Raw genomic sequence first — 21,638 nt, forward strand, 5'->3', positions numbered from 1 at the left:
CTCCTTGATGGGTCAGCTGTTCAGGGCCGGTGCCGGTGTGGTGTTCTGGGCTGTCTGAACGACGGATGGGGTGCCGGATAACGCCTCTGGGGTGCTCTCACCGCGCTTCCCTGCGCCCTGCAGATGGGCCGCGACAGGGTTAGAGATGACCAAGTGCCCGACGGCCGTGTTTGACGCTGGCACGTGGTAGAACCGGTGGTCGACTGAGGGGGCCGCACCGCCGAACTGGTCGTCCATCGCGCCACGCGCGATCAGCCAGTCTACAAGCTCGATGCCTTCGGAGCCCGCCTCGTCGACGTACTCCATATGCTGCCACTCGGTCAGGCCCAGCGGATCGGCGATGAGGTGGTCGAGGAACGCGTTGTCCCACTCCTTATTGATAAGGCCAGCGCGCGGACCCTGCAGTTGGTGGCTCATGCCGCCCGTGCCCCAGATCTGCACATTGAGCTCCGGGCCGTCCCACTTGTCCAGGGCGCGGCGCAGGGCCTTGCCGAGTTCGTAGCAGCGGCGGCCGGAAGGCACCGGATACTGCACCACGTTGACAGCCAACGGGATGACCTTGCACGGCCACTCCTTGACATCGCCGTATACGAGCGACAGCGGCACTGTTAGACCGTGGTCCACGACCATCTCGTTGACGAGGGTGAGGTCGAAGTCGTCCTGGATGACCGACTGAGCGATGTGCGCGGCGAACTCCGGGTAGCCCTTGACCTCCGGAACCGGGCGGGGCCCGTAGCCCTCGTCGGCGACGGGGTACTCGCTCCCGGTGCCGAGCACGAACGTAGGGATGATGGAGGAGTCGAACGCGGTCGCGTGGTCGTTGTAGACGAGGATGACGACGTCCGGGGTGTTCTCCTTGGCCCACTTGCGGGTCCATTCGTAGCCGTCGAAGACCTTCTTCCAGTACGGCTCCTCGGTTTTGCCGAGGTCCATCGCGGCACCAATGGCCGGGACATGCGAGGTGAACAGCGCGGAGGTGTACTTCGCCGGGGGGTTCTCGCGCGCCGTCTGGGACTTTTCGCTCGGCACCGGAGGCGCCCAGCCGTCGAGGTCTTTGGCGCGGTTGCCTTCTGCGCGGCGCCCGCCCTCGATCATCATGTCGCGGTAGGCGGCCTCTGACATGCCTGTCATCGAGCCGGCCATCTGCTGGAAGCTCAAGCCATGGGTAGCGCCGATCTTGCTCAGGAAGTAGATGTTGCCGCCCTCTGCGATCATGGCGTTGAGGTCCATGTCGAGCACGGCTTGGCGTTGCTTCGGCGAGAGGGGCCACTCGTCGAGGTAGCCTTCGCGGTTGGCAAGGTAACGCTGGCGGTTCTCGGGCTTCATTAGGGACATCGAGAACTGGTTAAGGTGGTATCCCTTGCGGGCCATGTCGGTGTCGAAGATCGTCGTGCCGGGAACCTGGTTGTAAGGCTTGTCGAGCGTCATGTCATGCTCCTTCGGGCCAGTAGAGGCGATGAGGGTTGTCCACGAGCAGGCGCCGCTGGAGCTCCGCCGTCGTCGCTATTTGTGGGATGAAGTCGACCAGCAGCCCGTCGTCGGGCATGTGGTCCTTGAGGTTCGGGTGGGGCCAGTCGGTCCCCCATAAGACGCGGTCCGGGAATTCCTCGACCACGCGCCGGGCAAACGGGACCACGTCGGTGTAGGCGTGCTGCTCGCCGTCCAGGGCGTTGGGCCCGGTGACGCTCAGGCGTTCGGGGCAGGAGACCTTGGTCCAGACGTTCGGGTTCTCGCGCATGAAGCGCAGGAACAGCCCGAACTCGGGGCCGTTGGGGTCCTTTGTCACGTCGGGCCGGCCCATGTGGTCGACGACGACGTCGGTCGGGATGCTGGAGAAGAAGTCGTAGAGGTCCGGCAGGTCCGCCGCCTCAAAGTAGATCACGACGTGCCAGCCCAGCGGAGCGATCTTCGCGACGATCTCCGCCAGCGAGTCCGTGGGGACCCGGTCGACGAGGCGCTTGACGAAGTTGAAGCGCACTCCACGGACACCGGCCTCGTGCAGCTCGGCGAGCTGGGCGTCGCTTACGTCGCGCCGGACGGTCGCGACGCCGCGTGCCCGCCCGTTGCTGCGGCGCAGCGCGTCGACCAACGCACTGTTGTCGGCACCGTGACAGGTCGCCTGGACGATCACGTTGTAGTCGAAGCCCAGGTAATCCCGCAGCGCGAAGAGCTGCTCAGCGGAGGCATCGCAAGGCGTGTACTTGCGTTCCGGCGCGTAGGGAAATTCTTCGCCTGGACCAAACACGTGGCAGTGCGCATCGACCGCTCCCGCTGGCAAATGGAACGTGGGCTTGGAAGGGCCCTCGTACCAGTCGAGCCAACCGGCCGTCTTCTCGAAGCCGCCTGTGGTGTCTCCGTGCTCCATGATCAGTTTCCCGTGTGCCATGGTCAGTTCTCCACGTACTTGAGGCCGGCGGCGGCAAGCGGCTCGCGCATGCCGTAGATGTCGAGGCCGAGCACGCCTTCGCGGAATTTCTGGCGCTTGGCCTCTTCGTTGTCTTCGCGCGCCTGGCTGGCATCAGCGACAGCGCCGACGAGTTCGCGCGGCACGACAACGACGCCGTCGACGTCTGCGACGACCACGTCGCCGGGGTTGACAAGCGCGTTTGCCACGACGACCGGGACATTTACCGACCCCAGCGTGGCCTTGACCGTGCCCTTGGCGTTGATGGCACGGGAGAACACCGGGAACTCCATCTCCTCGAGGTCCGCTACATCGCGGACACCGCCATCGATGACCAGGCCCTTGCATCCCCGCGCGGCCAGCGAAGTGGCGAGCAGCTCGCCGAAGAATCCGTCCTCGCTCTCGGTGGTGCAGCCGGCGACGATCACGTCTCCCGCCAGCACCTGTTCGGCAGCGGCGTGAAACATCCAATTGTCGCCGGGCTGCAGGAGCACGGTAACTACAGGCCCGCAGAGCTTGGCTCCGGTGTAGACGGGGCGGATGTAGGGGCGCATGAGCCCGACGCGGCCCATCGCTTCATGGATCGTCGCGACACCGAACTTCGAGAGGCGTGCGACGTCCTCAGGAGCAGGGCGTTCAATACTAGTGTGGACAAGTCCGAGATTGTTCAATCGCATGGGGTTCCTTTTAGTTAGAGCAGGCGGGCGGCCAGCGCGCGGTCAACGCGCGGGTACACGCGGCGGGCATTGGCTTCGAAGACCTGCACGCGCTCGGCGTCGGTCAGGTTCTCGGTGGCATCGACATACCGCTTCGTGTCGTCGAAGTAGTGGCCCGTGCGCGGGTCGATGTCGCGCACCGCGCCGATCATTTCGCTGGCGAAGAGGATGTTGTCCGCGGGGATGACCTTCGTGAGTAAGTCGATCCCGGGCTGGTGGTAGACGCAGGTGTCGAAGAAGACGTTGCTCAGCAGGTGCTCTTCCAGCTCCGGCTTGCCGAGTGCCATGGCGAGGCCGCGGAATCTGCCCCAGTGGTACGGCACTGCCCCGCCGCCGTGGGGGATGACGAGTTTGAGCTCGGGAAAGTCGCGGAACAGGTCGCCCTTGAGCAGCTGCATGAAGGCGGTCGTGTCAGCGTTCAGGTAGTGGTCTCCGGTGGTGTGGAAGACCGGCTTGCAGGACGTGCTCACGTGCACCATGGCGGGGATCTCGAACTCGATGAGCTTCTCGTAGATCGGGTACCAGGACCGATCTGTCAGCGCCGGTGCCGTCCACTTGCCACCGGAAGGGTCGGGATTGAGGTTGACCGTGACGGCGCCAAGCTCTTCGACGGCTCGAGTCAGTTCGTCGACAGTGGTCGCCGGATCCGCGCCCGGAGATTGCGGCAGCATGGCCCCCATCAGGAACCGGTCGGGGAAGAGTTCGCTCACCCGTGCGCACAAATCATTGCAGATGCGTGCCCACGTCATGCTGACCTCAAAGTCACCGACATGATGGGCCATGAATGAGGCACGAGGGCTGAAGACGGTGAGATCACTGCCGCGCTCGTCCATCAACTTGAGCTGATTTGCCGTGATGGTCTCGCGGATGTCGTTGTCGGAGATCTTCAGCTTCGCCGGATCAGGGGCTTCCCCCCGCCCTTCAGAAAAGGCAATCTGCAGGTCGCGCCAGGCGCCTAGCTGGGCCGGAGCAGTCGTGTAGTGGCCGTGGATGTCGATGATCACCGAGTGTCGTCCTTGTCACGTAGGAGGTTTACGCCTACTAATGCTCGCAGGCCACAAACCTGCAGTCCAATAGATATTCCCGGCGGCCCGTATAGATATGATCAATAGATGGCCCTAACCGACCTCAACCAGTTGCGCACTTTCGTTGTGCTCTATGAACTTCGCAGCGTCACCGCGGTCGCCCAGCGCCTGCATGTCACGCAACCCACCGTCAGCTATACGCTTCGCCGGCTTCGTGCGCGGTTCGGCGACGAGCTGTTCCGCCGCGAGGGGCATGACATGGTGCCGACCGCCAAGGCCACGCAGCTGTTCGGCCCGCTGCACGAAGCGCTAGCGCAGATCGATGCAACCGTAAACGAGACGGATGCCTTCGAGCCCTCTGCCTTCAGCGGCCAGCTGATGCTCGGACTCACCTCGATTGGCGAGCAGACCTTCCTTCCGCCCATAATGGCGGCCCTTGAGCGCGAAGCCTCCCGGCCGCACCTGCAGGCGGAGAGACTGGACTCGGACCAGGTCGAGGATGGGCTCGCGCGAGGTACGATCGACCTCGCGATTACCGTTTCGATGATCGACAGCCCTCAGTTGTGGCGCTCACACATTCGCGCCGTCGAGTACGTCGCACTCGTCTCGGGAGAGCATCCCCTGCCGTCCACCGGACCCGACATGTTTACGGGGCGCCACTTCTTACGGGTTTCAGCACGCGGAGGGCACATCTTTCCGCTGCAGGTGCTTACCGAGCACGGGCTGATGCACCAGGTTGTGCTGACCATTGAGGATTACGCGACGGTACCGGCGGTCCTGAGTACAACAGACCTTATCGCCCTGCTGCCGCGGCACGTCGCCGAGGTGTTTAGCGGGTGGTTCCCCAGCCTGCGGATCGCGGACCTTCCGTGGTCGGGCCAGAGCACCCCCGTCTCGTTGTACACCCGGCGCGAGGCCAGCCTGACACCGGCCCAACGGTGGTTCCGCTCGCTGGTTCTGAGCGCCGTTCGCGAGTAGGGCGGCTTCATTGCGTCAGCTGCGCTTGCGGCTCCAACTGGCCCTCGCCGGGGCAAACGGGCTGCGCACATGGATCGACCACGAAGAGTGCGGGTGGATCGTAAGGATGCAGCGCTCAAACCAGGCGTAGGCCTCTTTGGACAGCTTCGGCAGCACGGCGTCCTTGTCGAGGTCGTCTTCCGGTCGAGGCCGCAACGCTTTCCAGACGAGCTGCACCTCGGGCGCTCCGGTCGGAACGCCACCGACGTCGATCACCGCGCGGTCCCAGGGCAGTTGCAGCCGTGGGTCTCGCTTGTACACCCAACCGCTGGGCGCGCCGTCCTCGACATTGATCTTCAGCACCCACACGTTCTTCTCAACATCGCGGACGAGCACGGGCTGCACTTCCTCGTCCCGCCGGCTCTCCACGAACGGCACGAGTTCCTCTTCATCGCCCAACGCCCACCCGTCGAATCCCGCAGGCAGACTCGCCACGAGCTGAGGCAGATCGCTGGTCACCACACTCACATCAGTGTTGGAGCGGTCGCGGATCGGCTGGCCCAGCCAGCGGTCCAGAGCGGCACCGCCTGAGAGCCACCAACGAACTGGCGACGCGCCGAGCAGGTCTGCGACGGCCTGTGCGGCGAGCGGCTCCCATGTCGTCTCGGCACTTGGCACGGTAGAAGGCATGCATCAAGGGTACCTAAGGGTTACCCGGCATAGGTCGCGTGCAAGAGGGAGAAGCCCTAACCTCCTTGTGTGGCGCTTCAACACTTATGTGGGCGTGCCGGATCAGTCGTCGCCGCCGTAGGGCCCCTGCCAACATGGCCCACACCCCAACCTGACGTCAGGTAGACGCTGCAACCAACTAATTTGACATTTTGGTCGCGAGGATGAACGAGCCACGCGGTCAGGTTGGTTCCGTCCAGTCCAGTGCAGTGATCGATTTGGTGTCGGGAAGCTCGTCTTTGACCTTAGGTGGCAGGCATCGTATGTATACGAGGCGACGGCCCTGGGAGTGGTGGCACGTCCCAGGCTGTAGCGGACGATGTGTTCGTTCTTGCTGCACAGATGAGGATCCCGACTGTTTCTGCGTGCGCGTCGCGTCGCAGGCGATCATCAACGAGGGCTATGTAGAAGTTCAGTTTGCCGGCGTACTCTGGCTTGAATTTTCCGGTCTTGAGCTCGATCACGATGTAGCCCGTTGACCGCACTAACAGCCCCTCATTAGCGCCTCCCTCCGGTTTATGGAAGGGCGACGGCCGATTTGTCAGCGTGTATACGAGCGGACCCTGACTGATGGTGGGCATTACGGTGTGGGTATGGAACCTGATCACAAGCCCTCAGTTATCAGCCGACTACTGGACGAGGTGTCGTGGGAGGGCAGCAACGTGAAGCGTTATCAGGACGGGGGTCGCGGCATGGAAAACCCACTGACTGGGGAGGTTTTTCAGGGCCTGTCTAACCTCCCGCGAGACTCTTCCTCGGGGAAGTCCTGCATTGCGCCCATGGCGCCGACCAAACTCGACTTGCGTCCGCCAATGAGGCTGAATGTGCTGAGCTCGACGTTCTGCCGGTCTCCTGCTGCCTGCACCCAAGATTGATGTCCAGCCAGACGTGTGCGGTAGCCGGTACCTGTCCAAGTTTTAGTGGAGGCCAAAGGCTTCAGGAAAGGAGCTCTGTTCAATGTTGAGCAGCTTCCTAGGGAGTTGCTGTGCCTGCGGGCGCACCGCGGCAACCGCACGCCCTTGCTCCTGCTGGTCCTGAGCACTCCCCCACCTATCAGGCTCTCAGGGAGTGGCCGTCTCGAGGTCGACGCTGGTGTTGCCGTGGGTCTTGAGTCCCTGTGCGCCCGGGCGGGAATGACTGCTGAAGATTATGAGGCTTTGCTAGCCTCAATTCCCCATTATCATGCGACGGAAAAGCGCCCCTATCGGGTCTCCCCTCAACCATTGCAGCGTCCCTCCACCGGACCGCTGACGGCGTGGCCCAAGCCATCAAATGGCACTCGGGTGGCCTGGTTGGCGAATCTGTGGCGGTCGTTGATTAGCCCTTTGACGGCGCGGAAGGTCAGAGGACGAGGGATAAGATTTGAGGAGCTTCTTCAGCGTGCGGAATGTTACTCCGCAGGATATTCCCATTCCCAGCCCCGAGAAACCATTCCGGCGCCGTCATAGGCGATGCTTCCAGTGGGTGTGGTTACCGCTGAAGGATAATCCCTTCGGCCTTTTCACCCTGACCCAAGCTGCTAGGAAGCAGACGGGTTGTGTCTGCAACACAATTTTGGCTGGCTACCGTGTCCAATTGATTCATCCTGGTGACATCAGTGCTATAGCCCTTCCAGTAGTATGCAGAAAAACTAGTAAGGCCAGGTACACCATTGACACGAACCGCACCTTCAAAGTCTGCGGAAGTTTCAAGCTCAAGGGCGACAGCTAGGGCCGTTCCGGGTGGGGGCTGGGCATATGGGACGTCGCAGGTGATCGGCTCTATGGAGGTGATCTTGAACTTGAGAGTAGCGGAGTCCAGCGTGTTGCCGCCGGCCGCTGCCATCTCGCCGATCTTTTTGGGGATATGGCCCCGAGCATATCTCGCCGGTTGCCGAACTTATCACTGACTTAGCAGTCCTGTGGTTGCTGGTGGACCACAGGTGCCTTGGGTTGCCACTCCTGCAGCTCGCGAGTCAGTCCATACGGTACTCCGTCGCTTAGCGCCACCGTGAACGAATCAATACTGTGGCGTGTGATGAGGATTCCTCGGCATCCCTCATAAATTGCCGCGGTTCGGGCCACGGCCACGGCCTCGTCCAATTGCTTCTCCATGTTGGCTCGGTTCGTCGCCGTGATAAGGATGGAGAGGTCAATAGTAGATTTCATGGGTCAGTCCTGCTTGGAGGGTATCGGAGCGTCCACGTCGTCGTAGATGCGAGCTGCGGCGATCTTGCCGCTCGCTCCGCGGACATAAATGGCAATTCCTGCTTGGGGAGACATAGTCGTGCGTCCCCAGCCCACGACGTTGTATTCTACTGCGCAAGCTCGTCCATCATCGGTTGACGCACATTGTTCGAGGCGAATTCCGCCACCATTTGAGAAGAAGTGCTCATACAGCGAAGCCAGCTCATGGGCGCCGCGGTGGATGTGTGTGCCGCCCGAAGGTTCACGAAAGTATCCCCCGTTATCGAAGGATGCCACAACGGCGGTAATGTCGCCGGAAGCGAGTGCGCGCTGGTAGTCTCCCACGAATCCCGTCTCCTTCACGTCTGGGTCAGGTTGGAGCAACGGAGGCCGAAGAGAGTGGCTACCTGTCAATGGCCACGTGCTGAAGTACATACGCATTTCGAGAACTTGGCCGTCAGGCGTTCGATCGCTGACGATTGCGATCGGCATGTCGATGGCCCCGGATGGACCATCAAGTGTAAGAACTACCTCCTCGACGGACCGTGGGCCCGTCACAATCAGGTTCAGAATATCAACTGAATAGTTTTTCTCCCTCAACCAATCACCCATTTCCTGGATAAATCGAGTGAAGGCGGTGATTCCTTTGATCCGTCCGCGAATAGGATGGTGCAACTCTGGTTCGCCACGGAAGGATTCAATTAACCGGGAAGTTTCGCCAGCTACCATGGCGCGGAAGTATGACCCCGGGGCAACATGTGTTTGACTTTTCTGCGCTTGCAGTATCGACAGCCTACGGCGAGATAACAGCTCGAGGGGCCAAAGCATTCTCAATTCCATTCTTCCTCAGCCGGATACCCGACTGGGACCAAGGTGATGATTTCATATGTGTCCGTTCTCAACTGCCACATGAGGACTGAATGTTATTCTGCGTTCCTGCGGCGAGGCTGACTATGTCATCGTCCCGGGGCCACAGCGCTGAAGCTGTCCCTGCTGCGATGATCCGGGAGACAGCCAACCTCCCGGATCACCTGGCGCCCGGTCCCTTAGACTGCTGCACGGAACTGGCCGAATACACCAGGATCCAAACCACGTCTACTTCTGCGACCCGCATCCGGCCTAGCATCGCGGAAGCAATGAGATCACCAACCGGCTCCTGCAATCTGGTTCGGGAATGACAGGGACCTCTCGATGCACACCCCGGAACATCTCCGCCGCGTCGCTGCCACTCTCACCCGCCGGCAGAACACGATGAGTTGGGCCCGGAGACCCGGGCCCACGTGGAACGAAGCCTCACTAAGGGCAGACAAGACGCGAAGTCCGCAGGCAATATCGCCTTAGGTGTACAGCTAAGGCGATATATCGACGGGCTATAGCGCCACTACTTCGTTGTGTAACCGCCGTCGACTAAGTGATAGCTGCCCGTAATGAATGAAGCAGCATCACTGCCGAGGAACGCGACGAGTTCGGCGACCTCTTCGGGCCGAGCCAGTCGGCCCAGCGCGTGCTGGCTCTCCAGAGCGACGAGCGCTTCTTCCCCGAATGGGCCTTCAACTAGAGGAGTGCGGGTAAAACCTGGTCCAACGGAGTTGACCCTCACACCTTGTCCGGCGTACTCGAGAGCGGCGCTCTTTGTCAGACCCACCACACCGTGCTTGGCGGCGGTGTACGCCGAGAAATTGGCGAAGCCTACCGAGCCAGCGATGGATGAAATGTTGACTACGGAGCCCCCGCCATTGGCTGCAATTGCCGGCAACTGGACCTGCAGTCCGTAGAATACCGCGTTGAGATTCACCTCTATGACCGCACGCCAGCTCTCCGCAGGGTAGTTCTCGATTGTCTCAATGGGGCCCAGGATGCCTGCATTATTAACTGCGAGGCGAAGAGGAGCGAGTTCATTCGCGCGCTTGACACTGTCTTTCTGGCTTGTGAGGTCGGTTACGTCACCTGCGAAAGCCTCAGCGATGCCACCAGCACTGACGATCTCATCTGCAACACGTTTCGCCGCATCGCCATCACGGTCGCTGATGAGCAGGGCATCTCCGGCGGAGGCTAGCTTCAAGGCTATAACCCTACCTATTCCCGAGCCCGCTCCTGTCACGATGGCCGAGCGTAGTTCTGCCTTGTTTTCTGTCATGGGGGTTCCACTCTTTCCACTAATGAGCGCGCCGGGTCATCCGCGCGCTAGCTGCGGCGCTTCCGCTAGGCCGACGCATCCTTGCTATCGGCATCTTTGTGCAAAGCAAACGCCGCTACAACATATGTTCACAGCTAGGAAAGCCGCGGCACGTGTCAGATTGAAACGTGGTTCAGGAGGCAACCCCTCCTGTGGCGCCAAAAGGCTGCAGCGGTGGGGAAGCGTGGGTTCGAGCCCCCATCACCCCAGAAACGCGAAGCCAAGGTCAAGCTTCCCGTGAAGAGAGCGATGCGGTCCACGCGGATGCTAGGGGTCAGGTCATCGATGCAGAAAGTACGCCCTGCTCAGCTGCGTTGGGGCTCGTTGGCAGTAACCCAAGTCGCGATCTGTGTACGGGAGTTGACTCCAAGCTTGCTGAGGATATTCTCTACATGGCCGCCTACAGTTCGCGGAGAGATGACCAATGCCTCCGCGATGGCCCGATTGGTGAGTCCACCTGAGACGAGCTGTGCGACCTTGAGCTCTCTCTTGGTGAGGGGGGATGTTGTCTCAACCATGCTCGCCGCCGGCATTCCGAGCCCCACTAGTATGGCCTCTTCCTTTGTCAGGGTGAGGCTTGGGGTGTGGCGCGATCCCAAAGCTTTCTTGAATTCTCCGGCAGTGCGCATGGAATCACCTTGTATGTGTGGACCGAAAGCCTCCACGGTCGTACCAAGACTGGTCCATACGGCGCAGGCCGCCTCAGCTAGATCGGCCGCCTTGGCGAACTGTGCTGCGGAGGCAGCTATCCAGGACAGCAGTTCGATGACCAGGGCCGTGCAGATCCCATCTTTAAATTCACGCTGAAGCTCGAGTGCACGCACGGCCGCTTCTCTAGCACCATCGATGTCACCTTGAATCCAGCGGACCACACCAGTGGTCCAAAGGATATAGGCACGGGACCAGCGTTCACCGCGGCGTGCGCTCAGGTCCAGGCCGTCTCGACAGGTCGCCAAGGCGTCGTCTAACTGAGAATTGTAGGCTTGGGCCGGCCCGAGTACGAAGACCGTGTCCAGAACGGAAGCAGAATCGCCTGTGGATAGGTAGAAATCTCTGGCGTGCTGGAACAGTTGGATCGCAGCTGGAAGATCGCCTGAGAACATCTTATGAAGACCTTCCCAATGAGACGTGTGTGCCTCTAAGACAGGGTCGTCCAGTTCTGCTGCTAATAGTCTGCTATCAGCCAAGTATCTTGCAGCACCGGCACGATCACCCTGGATCAGTGCGACCCATGCCGCCACCCATAGCGTCTCCCCCCGCGCTGCGGAGCTTCCGCCCATTTCCGACAGCATCCTGTCCAGCCACAGCCGCCCGTCGTTGAGGAATCCTCCTGCTATCCAGTGATAACGCAGCATTGTCACCAATGCTGCGCCTGCCGCGACTTCTCCGGGCGTTTGAACCGACCAGTCCAACGCCGATATCAGGTTTGCATGGTCTTCCCGCATTCGTGCCAGAGAACCAGCCTGCCCAGGACCGCACCATGAGTCGACCATCCCGGCCGCTCGGCTCAAATAGTGGTCCCGATGCCGCTGCCTCAAGACCGACTCAGCGTCTGAGAGCTCAAGTTTCTGGCTACCGTACTCGCGCATGGTCATGAGTAACCTATAGCGCAGGAGTTCCCCCCGGCGTTCGGTCAAAACAATGGATTTCGCAACGAGGCGGTCCAAGATGTCGGGAATTCCCTCCGCGGACTGGCCTCCGAACCCGCAGACGTCTTCAGCCGCCTCCAAGTCAAAACTACCCGGAAAGACCGAAAGCCGTGCCCAGAGCAGCTTTTCGGTGTCTGTACAGAGCTCATAGCTCCAGTCGATGAGCGCGCTGAGGGTCTGCTGCCTGGGAAGGGACGTACGATACCCTCCCGACAGTAATTCGAATCGCTTGTCCATCCGCTTCACGAACTGGACGACGGTTAATGAGCGCAGACGCGTGGCCGCCAGCTCAATCGCCAACGGGATTCCGTCAAGCCTATGGCAAAGCTGAACTACAGCGTCGCTGTTCTCAGCGGTGATGGAGAAGTTAGGGTACACGCTCCGCGTTCGATCTATGAGCAATTGAACCGCTTCATATCTGTCGAGGCATTCGGGCCGCTCAATGTCCGCAGGAGAGGGTGTAGTAAGCGGAGAAATTACACATATGTTCTCGCCGGGTAGCGACAGCGGTTCGCGACTAGTCGTGAGAATGTGCAGCGACGGTGCCTCCCGGAGTAGTAAGGCGACTAAATCCGAGGTCGACGCCAACACGTGCTCGCAATTGTCCAGGATGATCAGCATCTGCGTATCACGCAGGTGAGATATCAGTTTGTCCGGGACTGGCCGGTGAGACTGGTCCTGCAACATCAACGCAGCCGCCATCCTTGAAGCAACCCCACTGCCGTCCTCAAGGCTGGCAAGCTCAACTAAGCAAATCCCGTCGCGGAAAGCCCTTCGAGATTTTTCAGCCACTTCAAGGGCCAACCGTGTCTTCCCGACACCTCCGGGTCCCGTTAGCGTGACCAACCGGGATTCGGCGATTCTGCTCCTGGCGTCCAGCACTTCACGCCGGCGGCCGACAAAGCTCGTCATGGACGTGTTGCTACTAAGGCTTGCTCTCGTAGGCGTGGTTTTATTCATTCGTCGCTGCATCCTGTGTGAAGCACCGCCAGATCTAGGGGTCTGTCGGAAAGAAGGATTCGGATCCGGGTGACAGCCGCGCTAGTGACGCTCGGTGATGGCCAGTAAGATCCCGGCACGGCAGTCGGCCTAGCGGTGTGGGACTCCCAGTATACGTGGCGTGCGACACAAGACAGGTATGGGAGGGGGTCATTTTCCCCGTGCCCTCATGCGTGGTCCCCTGCATGCTGGAGATGAGGAAGTTGAAACATCTGCGTTGTAGCCTCCCAGCTGTCAATCATCCAAATTCAAGGAGAAAAGTTTGTGTCGAATTCAATGACGAATTCCCCCCGGTATTACGACTCACGGCTTTCCTAACTTGTTTCTAATTACAGGACCGCAGAGCCCATCGGTTCTATACAACATGCCGCTCGCCATTGAGGATCATGTCGATTTTGCTACTGACGCAATCCAGCACGTCTTGGACAACGGGCTGGAGGTCATCGAGGCAACGGAGGAGGCCGAAAACGAATGGGTCAAACACTCGAATGAGGTTGCTCAAGCCACTCTAATGCCGGGGACGGACTCCTGGTACATGGGGGCGAACGTCCCAGGAAAGCCTCGTGTCTGCTTGGTCTATCTCGGAGGCGCGCCTGCATACCGACAAATGTGCGCGGACAAAGCCGCCGCCGGCTATGAGGGATTCATGCTTGAGAACAAATCGGATCGCATCAAAATCGAATTGCCTTAAGACGCCAAGCCACGGTTCCGTTTTGCACCACATGAGACCTGTGGAACTAATTAACGAATAGAGGAGAAGAACATGCCCGTAGATGCAGACGTCCAGGCCCTGTTGGACACTATGGACCAACAAGGACTGAAATCCTTTGAGCAACTGAGCGTAGACGAATCGCGAGGCGTCATTGCGTCTTTCACGACGCTTCAGAAGCCTCGCCAAGGGGTCGGGAAGGTCGTGGATGCCCTGTATCCCGTTGAAGGTGGCCACCAAGCGCTGCGTATCTACATTCCCGAGGCCGCTGGGCCGCTGCCGGTTATCCTCTATTTCCACGGGGGTGGCTTTATCGCAGGCGACCTTGAGGTTGTGGAGGAACCGAACCGCTCACTGGCCAACGATACAAGCGCCATCGTGGTCGCGGCCAGCTACCGATTGGCGCCCGAAAACAGGTTCCCGGCAGCGACAGATGACGCTCTCGCAGCGTTGCGGTGGGTGCAAGAAAATATCGAGCAGTATGGTGGAGATGCCGGCCGCCTTGCTGTCATGGGCGACAGCGCTGGAGGAAATCTTGCTACTGTGACGGCGATTCGGGCCAGAGACGAAGGAGGGCCCCAGCTTCGAGCGCAGGTACTTGTTTACCCAGTGATCGATCCGGCGGCGGATCTTCCCTCCAGAGCTGAATTCAAGGAGGGCTATCTCCTGACCGCGGCTGGCCTTGACTCGTTCTGGGATAAGTATCTTTCCTCCCCTCAGGATGCCGAAGACCCGCATGCTGTTCCGTCGAAAACCCCGTCCTTGGCTGGCCTGCCACCCGCCCTTGTACTCACTACAGAATATGAAGTCGCTCGTGATGAAGCAGAGGCATATGCCAAGCAGTTGACCGAAGCAGGTGTGGAGACCGAGGCGCTCCGATTCGACGGCCTAATCCATGGCGCGTATTGGATGTCCGGAGTGTTGCAGCGAAGCGACGACATGCACCAATCAATTGTGCAGTTCCTCGCCAAACGGTTAGCGGACTAAGGACCAGCTGAACCGCTGACTTTCGGCCGCCCAAGAACTCACGGCGACGTCTCTTAACCGTTGTTGCAGCCGCAGATCTATCTTCCGGTATTACTTAGCGGCCCGTGCCGCGATCCAGGATCCAATCAGTCTGAGCCGCCGCGGTATCCTGCACGCTCGGCACGGGATGCCTGAAAGAAGATGATTCTGGAACGAAAAATTGGGGCGTCGCTATTTTTCGAGGGGGCATGCGGGGGCGTTCGACTTCCCGGGATGTGGGCCGGGTTCGGAACGTTTGTAGGAGTCGTATAAATTCGCATGCGCGGCCGGAAGCAACTGACTGCGCGTGGCCGGCAGTGGGTCTGGTGGCGCGGGGGTAGTGAAACTAGGCTCGGATGTGGGGAGAAACCAAGTGTTAGGAAGGTATCGAACATGAGGGGAATGAGCCATATCCCTCTTCGCCTGACGACCGGGGCGTTCATCCTGAATGCCGGACACGGCAAGCGCCACCTGGATAAGGACAGTGCAGCCTGGCTCCAGGCGATGGCGGCAAGGGTCATTCCGCCCGTCACCCGGCTTGAACCCCAAACGTTCGGCAAGGTGCTTAGCTATTCGGAAATGGCTCTGGGGGCGTCCCTGCTGGCACCGTTCCTTCCGAGCCGCCTGGTCGGAGTCGGACTCGGGATCTTCTCCGGGTCCCTGTTGACCATGTATCGGAGGACTCCCGGCATGACGGAGGCGGATGGCATCCGCCCCAGCCAGCAGGGAACGGCGCTGGCAAAGGACGTCTGGATGTTCGGCATCGCCGTCGCTCTCGTGCTGGACCGCAAGGCCAGGTCCGGAAACACCCGATAGCGGGCTCCGTAAAAGGGGTCTTGCTGGATACGCGCAGGCGGCTGCCCATGGCGTTGGAGTGAAAGCGGAAAGCCCGCAACCACCTGAGTGGATGCGGGCTTTCTTCCCAGCGACAGGATCGCCACGGCCGAGCCGCAACGAGCCTAGAGCCAGGCTAGACCGGCTTCCTCGGAAATCCAGGGAAGCTCGGTCTGCTGTGTCTACCCTGTTTCGGCGCCCACGTTTGCCGGGCAGCCCAGCTCCGCAGGCAAACCGTGGAAGGGCTACATGGAGGACATGACTATGCTGTGCGAGCACCCGGAACTCGGCGCCAGGGATGATCATAATTAGCCGTCGCCGGAGACCAGTACCGACGCGGCACAACCCCTTCGTCTACTTCGAATCGATCACCTCATCCCCGGACTGCGCAAACAACGACCACACCGATCTTGGCCTACATCACCCTAACCTGTGCAACGATGGGGCACGACAGCCCCTGCGTTGACGGGCACCCCGGGGCCTCCAAAGCGACGACGCCTGACTCCGGCAAAACGGTCGGAAACTACGCCGCGACGCGGGGGCTTCTTAGAGAGTCAACGCGTCACCCTAACTTCCCGCGGGACAAGAGAAGGCTGGGGTTCAACCATTGAGCGGAAGTGGAAATGGCGTGGCTAACTCAGAGTCCGGCGATTCTGTGGTGGACCGCGTAGTCCGCCTTGTGTCCGCATTCCCGAGGGTGTTGTCAGTCTCCAGCTGTCCGAGCTCGCCCACCGCGCTGAGCTGCCGCTAACTACCGCCCATCGCCTCGTCGGGCAACTCACTCGACACGGCCTGCTCGAAGCAGGTCCAGGTGGTAACGTACGGCTCGGACTGCGGCTATGGGAATTGGTTAACCGCACGTCGCCCACACTGGCATTGCGTCAGGCCGCCATACCGTTCATGGAGGACATCCAGCAGGTCCTGAACCAGAATGTAAATCTCGCCGTCTTGGACGGCTGGGAGGCACTCTTTGTGGAACGGCTCTCACGACGCGGTTCTGTGAGGAACACGGCCAAAGTGGCGGGCAGGATGCCTGTGCACATTTTGTCCGCTGGGCTGGCCTTGATGGCCTACCAGGACAAAACAGTTCAAGGCAACTACCTGGATCAGTTCTCTGATCCTTCTTCCCTCGCAGCCACCGACGCCGTACGGGCCCTGCTGGCGGAAACCGCCCGACAGGGCTCGCTCAGCTTGAGGACGTTGTGGACACCAACACCTGGGGCATCGCTGTACCGGCCGGTCGTTAACGGCAGGCAGCGGGCAGTGCCCGCGCTCGGCGTCGTGGTCCCGTTGGGCGAACTGCGCCTTCAAGCGTTGGTCCCGGCCCTCCAGACGGCAGCCCGGGGCATCGGCAGTCAGCTTCCGCACTCCTAAGAACCCGGTGCCATTCAACGGAATGAATATACCGCCGTCCGGCTCTGGCGCTCCACACTATAAAGCAGACCATCCATCAGGCCCCAAGGCCCGCAATGAAGCGAGAATCAGTCATGGCAGCACGCAAAGTCATCAGCACCCAGGTGGCCATCATGGGAGCCGGACCCGCCGGGCTGATGCTCTCCCACCTGCTGGCAGAATCGGGCATCGAATCGACTGTCATCGAAGTTCGAAGCCACAAGGACATCTCCGAAACCGTCCGCGCCGGCATCCTGGAACACGGAACCGTCAACCTCCTGGTGCACAGCGGCGTCTCGGACCGGGTGCTGCGCGACGGCGACCGGCACGACGGCATCGAACTGCGCTTCAACGGCGAGAGCCACCGCGTCGACTTTAAGGAACTGGTGGGGGAGTCCGTGTGGCTGTACCCGCAGACGGACGTGTTCCTGGACCTCGCCGCCCGCAGGAAGGCCGACGGCGGCGACGTCCGCTACAGCGTCACGGACACTTCGGTCCATGATCTTGAGGGCAAGCCAAAGGTCTGGTTCACTGACGCCGAGGGTGTGGAGCATGAGATCCAGGCGGACTTCGTGGTGGGTGCTGACGGCTCCCGCAGCCACTGCCGGTTTCAGATCCCGGAAGCGCACCGCAAGTGGTACTTCCACGAATACCCCTTTGCCTGGTTCGGCATCCTGGCCGAAGCCCCCCGCAGTTCCGACGAGCTGATCTACGCCAACTCTGCCAACGGCTTTGCCCTGATCAGCCAGCGCACCGAGACCGTCCAGCGGATGTACTTCCAGTGTGATCCCAAGGAGAACGTGGCCGAGTGGGACGATGACAGGATCTGGGCCGAGTTTCGCAGCCGGGTCAACGGCAACGGCTTCGAGCTCAACGAGGGGCCGGTCATCGAAAAGATGGTCCTGCCGTTCCGCAGCTTCGTCCACACCCCCATGCGCCACGGCAACCTGTTCCTGGCCGGGGACGCCGCCCACACCGTGCCGCCCACTGGCGCCAAAGGCCTGAACTTGGCGATCCATGACGTGAAAGTCCTCTTCGAGGGACTCGACAGCCATTACAACTCCGGCTCCGGCCGCCTGCTGGAGTCCTACAGCGACCGTGCGCTGGAGCGGGTGTGGAAGGCGCAGCAGTTCTCGTACTGGATGACCGCCATGCTGCACACCCCCGCCGATGCCGATGACTTCTCCCGCGCCCGCCAGCTGGGCGAACTCAACTCTGTGGTCTCATCCCGGCACGGCATGGCCTACCTCGCCGAGGCCTACACCGGCTGGCCCGGCACGCAGTAGGACGGGCACAAACCCCGCGCATTATCTATGCAGCTATCCACCTGAACCGAACTGACCGGAAGTAGTTCTGTACAATACATCAAGCTTCGTGGGCTTACCGTCTCTGCCATCGGCCCGGCTGCATGGGAATGTCCCATCTTTACAGGGGTCATCAGCAGGCCGACAAAGAATCCATCCGCACTATCCACCGTGCTTTGGATCTGGGGCGTTACCCACCTTGACAGCGCGGAGCTCTACGGACCGTTCAAGAATGAAGCGCTTCTCGGGAAAGCCCTGAAGGGCCGCCGCCATCTCACACGTGGGTAATGTGAGAACCTTGGACAGCTCAGCGCGAAGCATCCGCGCCGCGGTGGAGGGCTCCCTGGCTCGCCTCGACACTGATTACATCGACCTCTACTACCAGCACCGCGTTCGACAAGACGGTCCCCATCGAAGATGTCATGGGAACACTGACCGAACTCATTACCGAGGGTAAAATCCGGCACATCGGCCTCTCTGAAGCTGGCCCTGACACTATTCGACGGGCGAATGCTGTCTATCCGGTGACCGCCTGCAGCCGGAATATTCACTGTGGAGACGTGATGGTGACGACGGAATCTTGGAGCTGCTGAAGGAGCCTGGAACCGGTCTTGTACCTTACTCACCTCTAGGCCGTGGCCTTCTCAGCGGAAAAATCCTTTCCCTTAAGCAGCTCGACCAGGACGACTGGCGCTTGACTCACCACGCTTCATGAATGGTGTACTGGAAAAGAACCTTGAGGAAGATCTACTTGGGACCGACGTCAGCTCACCGCGGAACAAATCTCGGCTCTGGAGAGCGTCACACAGCCAGTGAGTGATCATCACGTCACACTGTCGCGCAGGGATCGTCATGAACATCGCCGGGGCGGGCGCCATGAAGCTCCTTGAACTCCTCCCACCTTCCGGGCTGCACTTGGAACATCTCTCCGAAGTGGCGGTGGCCAAAGGAATGGCCAGCGTCATCACCGACAGCCTCTGGGCCGCAGAAAGCATGGGCCTGCAGAACTGGGCGCACGAAGAGATTCTCGAGCAGTTTGCATCCCATACTGCCGAGACGGCCAAGCAGTACCTTTCCGGTACCGCTCAGCACGTCAAACGTCGGCAAATTGAGATGATGTGTTGACGCCAACCGAAAATAGGGCCAAAAACGCCAACTGAAAATGAGGCCACTGACCATTATGGAAGATGATCACATTGGATGTTTGGGCGCAGATACGCCACCGATACGCGACGGAGAAAATCTCCAAGAGGGAGCTGGCTAAACAGCTCGGAGTTTCCTGGGGGACGGTGGACCGGGCGTTAGAGGCGGAGCGGCCGCCGAAGTATGAGCGGAAGCCGGCCGGATCGAGCTTCGATGCTTACGCGCCACAGGTGCGGGCCTTGTTGGTTCAGACGCCGACGATGCCGGCCTCGGTACTGGCCGAACGCGTCGGCTGGACGGGCTCTGCATCCTTGTTCCGGGACAAGGTCCGTGGACTCCGGCCCGAATATATGCCGGCGGATCCGGTGGACCGGCTGGTTCATGAACCGGGCCAGGCGATGCAGTGCGATTTATGGTTTCCCCATGAGCCGCTGCCTCTGGGGCACGGGCAGGAGGGCAAGCCTCCGGTGTTGGTGATGACGAGCGCGTTCTCCGGATACATCCAGGCCAGGATGCTGCCGACCCGCACGACCTTTGATCTGCTGGGCGGAATGTGGTCGCTGCTGCAGGAGGCCGGTGCAGTGCCCAAGCAGCTGGTCTGGGACAACGAATCAGGAATCGGCCAGGGCCGGCTGACCGAGCCGGCGGCGGCATTCGCCGGAGTGCTGGGCTGCGAGATCCGGCAGTTGCCGCCACGGGATCCGGAATCCAAGGGCATCGTGGAGCGGATGAACCGCTACTTCCGCCAGCGCTTCATGCCCGGCCGGACGTTCGCGTCCCCGCTGGATTTCAACGACCAGCTCGCGGACTGGTTGCCGCGGGCGAACGCCCGCTACTCCCGGACCCGACACGGCCGCCCGGCCGATCTCTTCATCCGGGACCGGGACGCGATGCGACCGTTGACTCCAGTGGCGCCCGCGTTCGCCTTCCGCAGCAGCGTTCGGCTGCCACGGGACTACTACGTGCGGGTCTTCTCCAACGACTATTCCGTGGACCCAGGCGCGATCGGGCGGATCGTGGACGTCGAAGCAGACCTGGAAAAGGTGACCGTGAGCGCCGATAGCCGGCTGCTCGCCAGCCACGAGCGGCGGTGGGCCAGGCACCAGATCTTCACCGACCCCGCGCACGTGGACAAAGCCGCCTCCCTCCGACGGATCCACCGCAGCGTCAAGGCCGGACGGTCCACGATTGTGGAGGAACGGGACCTGTCGATCTATGACGAACTGTTCGGCGTCGCCATCCCCGACGATGCCCGCGAGCTCTCCGGGGCAGGACGGTGAACGGGGCAGCGAAGGACATCGAATACTACGCCCGCGCACTGCGCGCCCCGCGGATCGCCGACGGCTACCGATCCCTCGGGGACCGGGCACGGGAGGCCGGCTGGTCCCACGAGGAATACCTCGCCGCTGTCCTCTCCCGAGAGGTTGCCGAACGAGAGGCCTCCGGGGCCGCCCTGCGGATCAGGGCCGCGAGGTTCCCCGGACACAAGCTGCTGGAGGAGTTCAACTTCGACCACCAGCCTGCCGCGGACCGGAACCTCGTCGCGCATCTAGGCACAGGGTTCTTCCTGGAGGAAGCCAAGAACGTGGTCCTGCTCGGCCCGCCCGGCACCGGCAAGACCCATCTGGCCGTCGGGATCGGGATCCGGGCCGCACGCGCCGGGCACCGCGTCCTGTTCGACACAGCGACCGGGTGGGTATCGAGACTGGCCGAAGCCCACGACCGCGGTCGCCTGCCCCAAGAACTGGCCAAGCTGCGCCGTTTCAAGCTGCTCATCGTTGACGAAGTCGGCTACATCCCCTTCGACCAAGACTCGGCCAACCTCTTCTTCCAGCTGGTCTCATCCCGCTATGAACACGCTTCCCTGGTGCTTACCAGCAACCTCGCCTTCAGCAGGTGGGGCGAGGTCTTCAGCGACGCGACAGTGGCCTCGGCGATGATCGACCGGATCGTTCACCACGCAGAAGTCCTGAACCTCACCGGCAGCAGCTACCGGCTCCGGAACAAGACAAGAACCCAGCTTCAGGCACAATAGAACAGCAACCCGTGGCCCTGTTTTCAGTCGGCAAAACTGGCCCTATTTTCGGTTGGCGTTAACATGATGGATGTCGTCGCTATCTCAACGAAAGTGGCTACGAGAGCACCATGATCGCATCAATTGAATTCAACTACACCGGGCTGGGCAAAATGCCGTTCTTGGCCGCTGCCGCAATCACGCCTAAGCACATATCGCTGCTCCGGCCTCCAGCCTAATCTCCCGGCTTCAGCTGGCCGCCATCCCCCACCATCCGACGCCGTACGCTTCTGGGGACGCTATACGGTTCCGCCACCGGCGCATTTCCATGGCCGGCAAACTCAACTGTCGCTTGCCAGCGGGATGGCTGTTGCTATCAAAGATCGTGCCGGAAGCAGGGCTCACAAGCGCAGTGCT

At 61.0% G+C, this 21,638-nt stretch carries 20 protein-coding genes and 1 pseudogene; 11 read left to right on the top strand and 10 right to left on the bottom strand.

The features are described from left to right. Positions 1 to 12 precede the first annotated feature (12 nt). From EU811_RS22535 to EU811_RS22550, 4 genes are read right to left on the bottom strand one after another with little or no spacing between them, the layout of a single operon-like run. Positions 13 to 1,428: a protocatechuate 4,5-dioxygenase subunit alpha/beta gene (locus tag EU811_RS22535; protein WP_238703535.1), complete on the bottom strand. Its 1,416-nt coding sequence runs from the start codon at positions 1,426 to 1,428 to the stop codon at positions 13 to 15. A 1-nt stretch (position 1,429) separates the two neighbouring features. Beyond that, positions 1,430 to 2,386: an amidohydrolase family protein gene (locus tag EU811_RS22540; protein WP_142940491.1), complete on the bottom strand. Its 957-nt coding sequence runs from the start codon at positions 2,384 to 2,386 to the stop codon at positions 1,430 to 1,432. Positions 2,387 to 2,388: 2 nt separating this feature from the next. Next, positions 2,389 to 3,081, bottom strand: a complete 693-nt coding sequence (ligK, locus tag EU811_RS22545) for a 4-carboxy-4-hydroxy-2-oxoadipate aldolase/oxaloacetate decarboxylase (RefSeq protein ID WP_142940492.1) — start codon at positions 3,079 to 3,081, stop codon at positions 2,389 to 2,391. 14 nt (positions 3,082 to 3,095) lie between these two features. Next, positions 3,096 to 4,124, bottom strand: coding sequence for an amidohydrolase family protein (locus EU811_RS22550; protein ID WP_142940493.1), 1,029 nt, complete (start codon positions 4,122 to 4,124; stop codon positions 3,096 to 3,098). 108 nt (positions 4,125 to 4,232) lie between these two features. On the opposite strand from EU811_RS22550, the gene EU811_RS22555 reads away from it, so the two are divergent. Further along, on the top strand, positions 4,233 to 5,123 hold the full coding sequence (locus EU811_RS22555) for a LysR family transcriptional regulator (RefSeq protein ID WP_142940494.1): 891 nt from the start codon (positions 4,233 to 4,235) through the stop codon (positions 5,121 to 5,123). 15 nt (positions 5,124 to 5,138) lie between these two features. Here the strand turns inward: EU811_RS22555 and EU811_RS22560 are convergent, their stop codons facing one another. From EU811_RS22560 to EU811_RS22585, 6 genes are all read right to left on the bottom strand, one after another. Then, positions 5,139 to 5,792, bottom strand: coding sequence for a hypothetical protein (locus EU811_RS22560; protein WP_142940495.1), 654 nt, complete (start codon positions 5,790 to 5,792; stop codon positions 5,139 to 5,141). Between the two features lie 284 nt (positions 5,793 to 6,076). Further along, positions 6,077 to 6,412, bottom strand: a complete 336-nt coding sequence (locus EU811_RS24485) for a PDDEXK nuclease domain-containing protein (protein WP_342211727.1) — start codon at positions 6,410 to 6,412, stop codon at positions 6,077 to 6,079. Positions 6,413 to 7,720: 1,308 nt separating this feature from the next. Continuing rightward, a complete protein-coding gene (locus EU811_RS22570) occupies positions 7,721 to 7,978 on the bottom strand; it encodes a hypothetical protein (RefSeq protein WP_142940496.1) in 258 nt (85 codons plus the stop codon). A 3-nt stretch (positions 7,979 to 7,981) separates the two neighbouring features. Continuing rightward, positions 7,982 to 8,725 carry a nuclear transport factor 2 family protein gene (locus tag EU811_RS22575; protein WP_160147692.1) on the bottom strand — a complete coding sequence of 248 codons (744 nt, stop codon included), beginning with the start codon at positions 8,723 to 8,725 and terminating at the stop codon, positions 7,982 to 7,984. Between the two features lie 652 nt (positions 8,726 to 9,377). Then, entirely contained in the window at positions 9,378 to 10,133 is a 756-nt protein-coding gene (locus EU811_RS22580; RefSeq protein WP_142940498.1) for an SDR family NAD(P)-dependent oxidoreductase, read from the bottom strand. Between the two features lie 344 nt (positions 10,134 to 10,477). Then, positions 10,478 to 12,733 (bottom strand): LuxR C-terminal-related transcriptional regulator, encoded by a 2,256-nt coding sequence (locus EU811_RS22585; RefSeq protein WP_142940499.1) that lies wholly within the window; start codon positions 12,731 to 12,733, stop codon positions 10,478 to 10,480. Positions 12,734 to 13,184: 451 nt separating this feature from the next. Here EU811_RS22585 and EU811_RS22590 point away from each other — a divergent pair, with 451 nt between their 5' ends. The 10 genes and pseudogenes from EU811_RS22590 (at position 13,185) to istB (ending at position 21,242) form a co-directional block, all read left to right on the top strand. Next, positions 13,185 to 13,511, top strand: coding sequence for a hypothetical protein (locus EU811_RS22590; RefSeq protein ID WP_202979344.1), 327 nt, complete (start codon positions 13,185 to 13,187; stop codon positions 13,509 to 13,511). 72 nt (positions 13,512 to 13,583) lie between these two features. Next, entirely contained in the window at positions 13,584 to 14,516 is a 933-nt protein-coding gene (locus EU811_RS22595) for an alpha/beta hydrolase (RefSeq protein WP_142940500.1), read from the top strand. A 420-nt stretch (positions 14,517 to 14,936) separates the two neighbouring features. Further along, positions 14,937 to 15,350 (top strand): hypothetical protein, encoded by a 414-nt coding sequence (locus EU811_RS22600; protein WP_238703536.1) that lies wholly within the window; start codon positions 14,937 to 14,939, stop codon positions 15,348 to 15,350. Positions 15,351 to 16,214: 864 nt separating this feature from the next. After that, complete coding sequence (locus EU811_RS22605; protein ID WP_446698078.1) at positions 16,215 to 16,742, top strand: IclR family transcriptional regulator domain-containing protein; 528 nt, start codon at positions 16,215 to 16,217, stop codon at positions 16,740 to 16,742. Positions 16,743 to 16,855: 113 nt separating this feature from the next. Further along, positions 16,856 to 18,046 carry a 4-hydroxybenzoate 3-monooxygenase gene (locus tag EU811_RS22610; protein WP_142940502.1) on the top strand — a complete coding sequence of 397 codons (1,191 nt, stop codon included), beginning with the start codon at positions 16,856 to 16,858 and terminating at the stop codon, positions 18,044 to 18,046. Positions 18,047 to 18,395: 349 nt separating this feature from the next. Further along, complete coding sequence (locus EU811_RS24635; RefSeq protein WP_274595852.1) at positions 18,396 to 18,521, top strand: hypothetical protein; 126 nt, start codon at positions 18,396 to 18,398, stop codon at positions 18,519 to 18,521. Continuing rightward, positions 18,487 to 18,779 (top strand): annotated as a pseudogene (locus tag EU811_RS24490) (aldo/keto reductase). The gene EU811_RS24635 and the pseudogene EU811_RS24490 overlap by 35 nt, the downstream one beginning before the upstream one ends. Before the next feature lie 137 nt (positions 18,780 to 18,916). Next, positions 18,917 to 19,189 carry a hypothetical protein gene (locus EU811_RS22620; protein WP_142940503.1) on the top strand — a complete coding sequence of 91 codons (273 nt, stop codon included), beginning with the start codon at positions 18,917 to 18,919 and terminating at the stop codon, positions 19,187 to 19,189. A 62-nt stretch (positions 19,190 to 19,251) separates the two neighbouring features. Further along, positions 19,252 to 20,487: an IS21 family transposase gene (gene istA, locus EU811_RS22625; RefSeq protein ID WP_142940504.1), complete on the top strand. Its 1,236-nt coding sequence runs from the start codon at positions 19,252 to 19,254 to the stop codon at positions 20,485 to 20,487. Beyond that, positions 20,484 to 21,242, top strand: a complete 759-nt coding sequence (gene istB, locus EU811_RS22630) for an IS21-like element helper ATPase IstB (RefSeq protein ID WP_142940505.1) — start codon at positions 20,484 to 20,486, stop codon at positions 21,240 to 21,242. Before istA ends, istB begins: the two co-directional genes overlap by 4 nt. Positions 21,243 to 21,638: the final 396 nt, after the last annotated feature.

Source organism: Arthrobacter sp. TS-15 (assembly GCF_006964045.1).
Classification (GTDB): Bacteria; Actinomycetota; Actinomycetes; order Actinomycetales; family Micrococcaceae; genus Arthrobacter.

Coding starts and splice junctions, on each gene's coding strand:
- EU811_RS22535 (WP_238703535.1), bottom strand. CDS start 1,428: ATGACGCTCGACAAGCCTTACAACCAGGTTCCCGGCACGACGATCTTC.
- EU811_RS22540 (WP_142940491.1), bottom strand. CDS start 2,386: ATGGCACACGGGAAACTGATCATGGAGCACGGAGACACCACAGGCGGC.
- ligK (WP_142940492.1), bottom strand. CDS start 3,081: ATGCGATTGAACAATCTCGGACTTGTCCACACTAGTATTGAACGCCCT.
- EU811_RS22555 (WP_142940494.1), top strand. CDS start 4,233: ATGGCCCTAACCGACCTCAACCAGTTGCGCACTTTCGTTGTGCTCTAT.
- EU811_RS22560 (WP_142940495.1), bottom strand. CDS start 5,792: ATGCCTTCTACCGTGCCAAGTGCCGAGACGACATGGGAGCCGCTCGCC.
- EU811_RS24485 (WP_342211727.1), bottom strand. CDS start 6,412: ATGCCCACCATCAGTCAGGGTCCGCTCGTATACACGCTGACAAATCGG.
- EU811_RS22570 (WP_142940496.1), bottom strand. CDS start 7,978: ATGAAATCTACTATTGACCTCTCCATCCTTATCACGGCGACGAACCGA.
- EU811_RS22575 (WP_160147692.1), bottom strand. CDS start 8,725: ATGGTAGCTGGCGAAACTTCCCGGTTAATTGAATCCTTCCGTGGCGAA.
- EU811_RS22580 (WP_142940498.1), bottom strand. CDS start 10,133: ATGACAGAAAACAAGGCAGAACTACGCTCGGCCATCGTGACAGGAGCG.
- EU811_RS22585 (WP_142940499.1), bottom strand. CDS start 12,733: ATGACGAGCTTTGTCGGCCGCCGGCGTGAAGTGCTGGACGCCAGGAGC.
- EU811_RS22590 (WP_202979344.1), top strand. CDS start 13,185: ATGCCGCTCGCCATTGAGGATCATGTCGATTTTGCTACTGACGCAATC.
- EU811_RS22595 (WP_142940500.1), top strand. CDS start 13,584: ATGCCCGTAGATGCAGACGTCCAGGCCCTGTTGGACACTATGGACCAA.
- EU811_RS22600 (WP_238703536.1), top strand. CDS start 14,937: ATGAGCCATATCCCTCTTCGCCTGACGACCGGGGCGTTCATCCTGAAT.
- EU811_RS22610 (WP_142940502.1), top strand. CDS start 16,856: ATGGCAGCACGCAAAGTCATCAGCACCCAGGTGGCCATCATGGGAGCC.
- EU811_RS22620 (WP_142940503.1), top strand. CDS start 18,917: ATGAACATCGCCGGGGCGGGCGCCATGAAGCTCCTTGAACTCCTCCCA.
- istA (WP_142940504.1), top strand. CDS start 19,252: ATGATCACATTGGATGTTTGGGCGCAGATACGCCACCGATACGCGACG.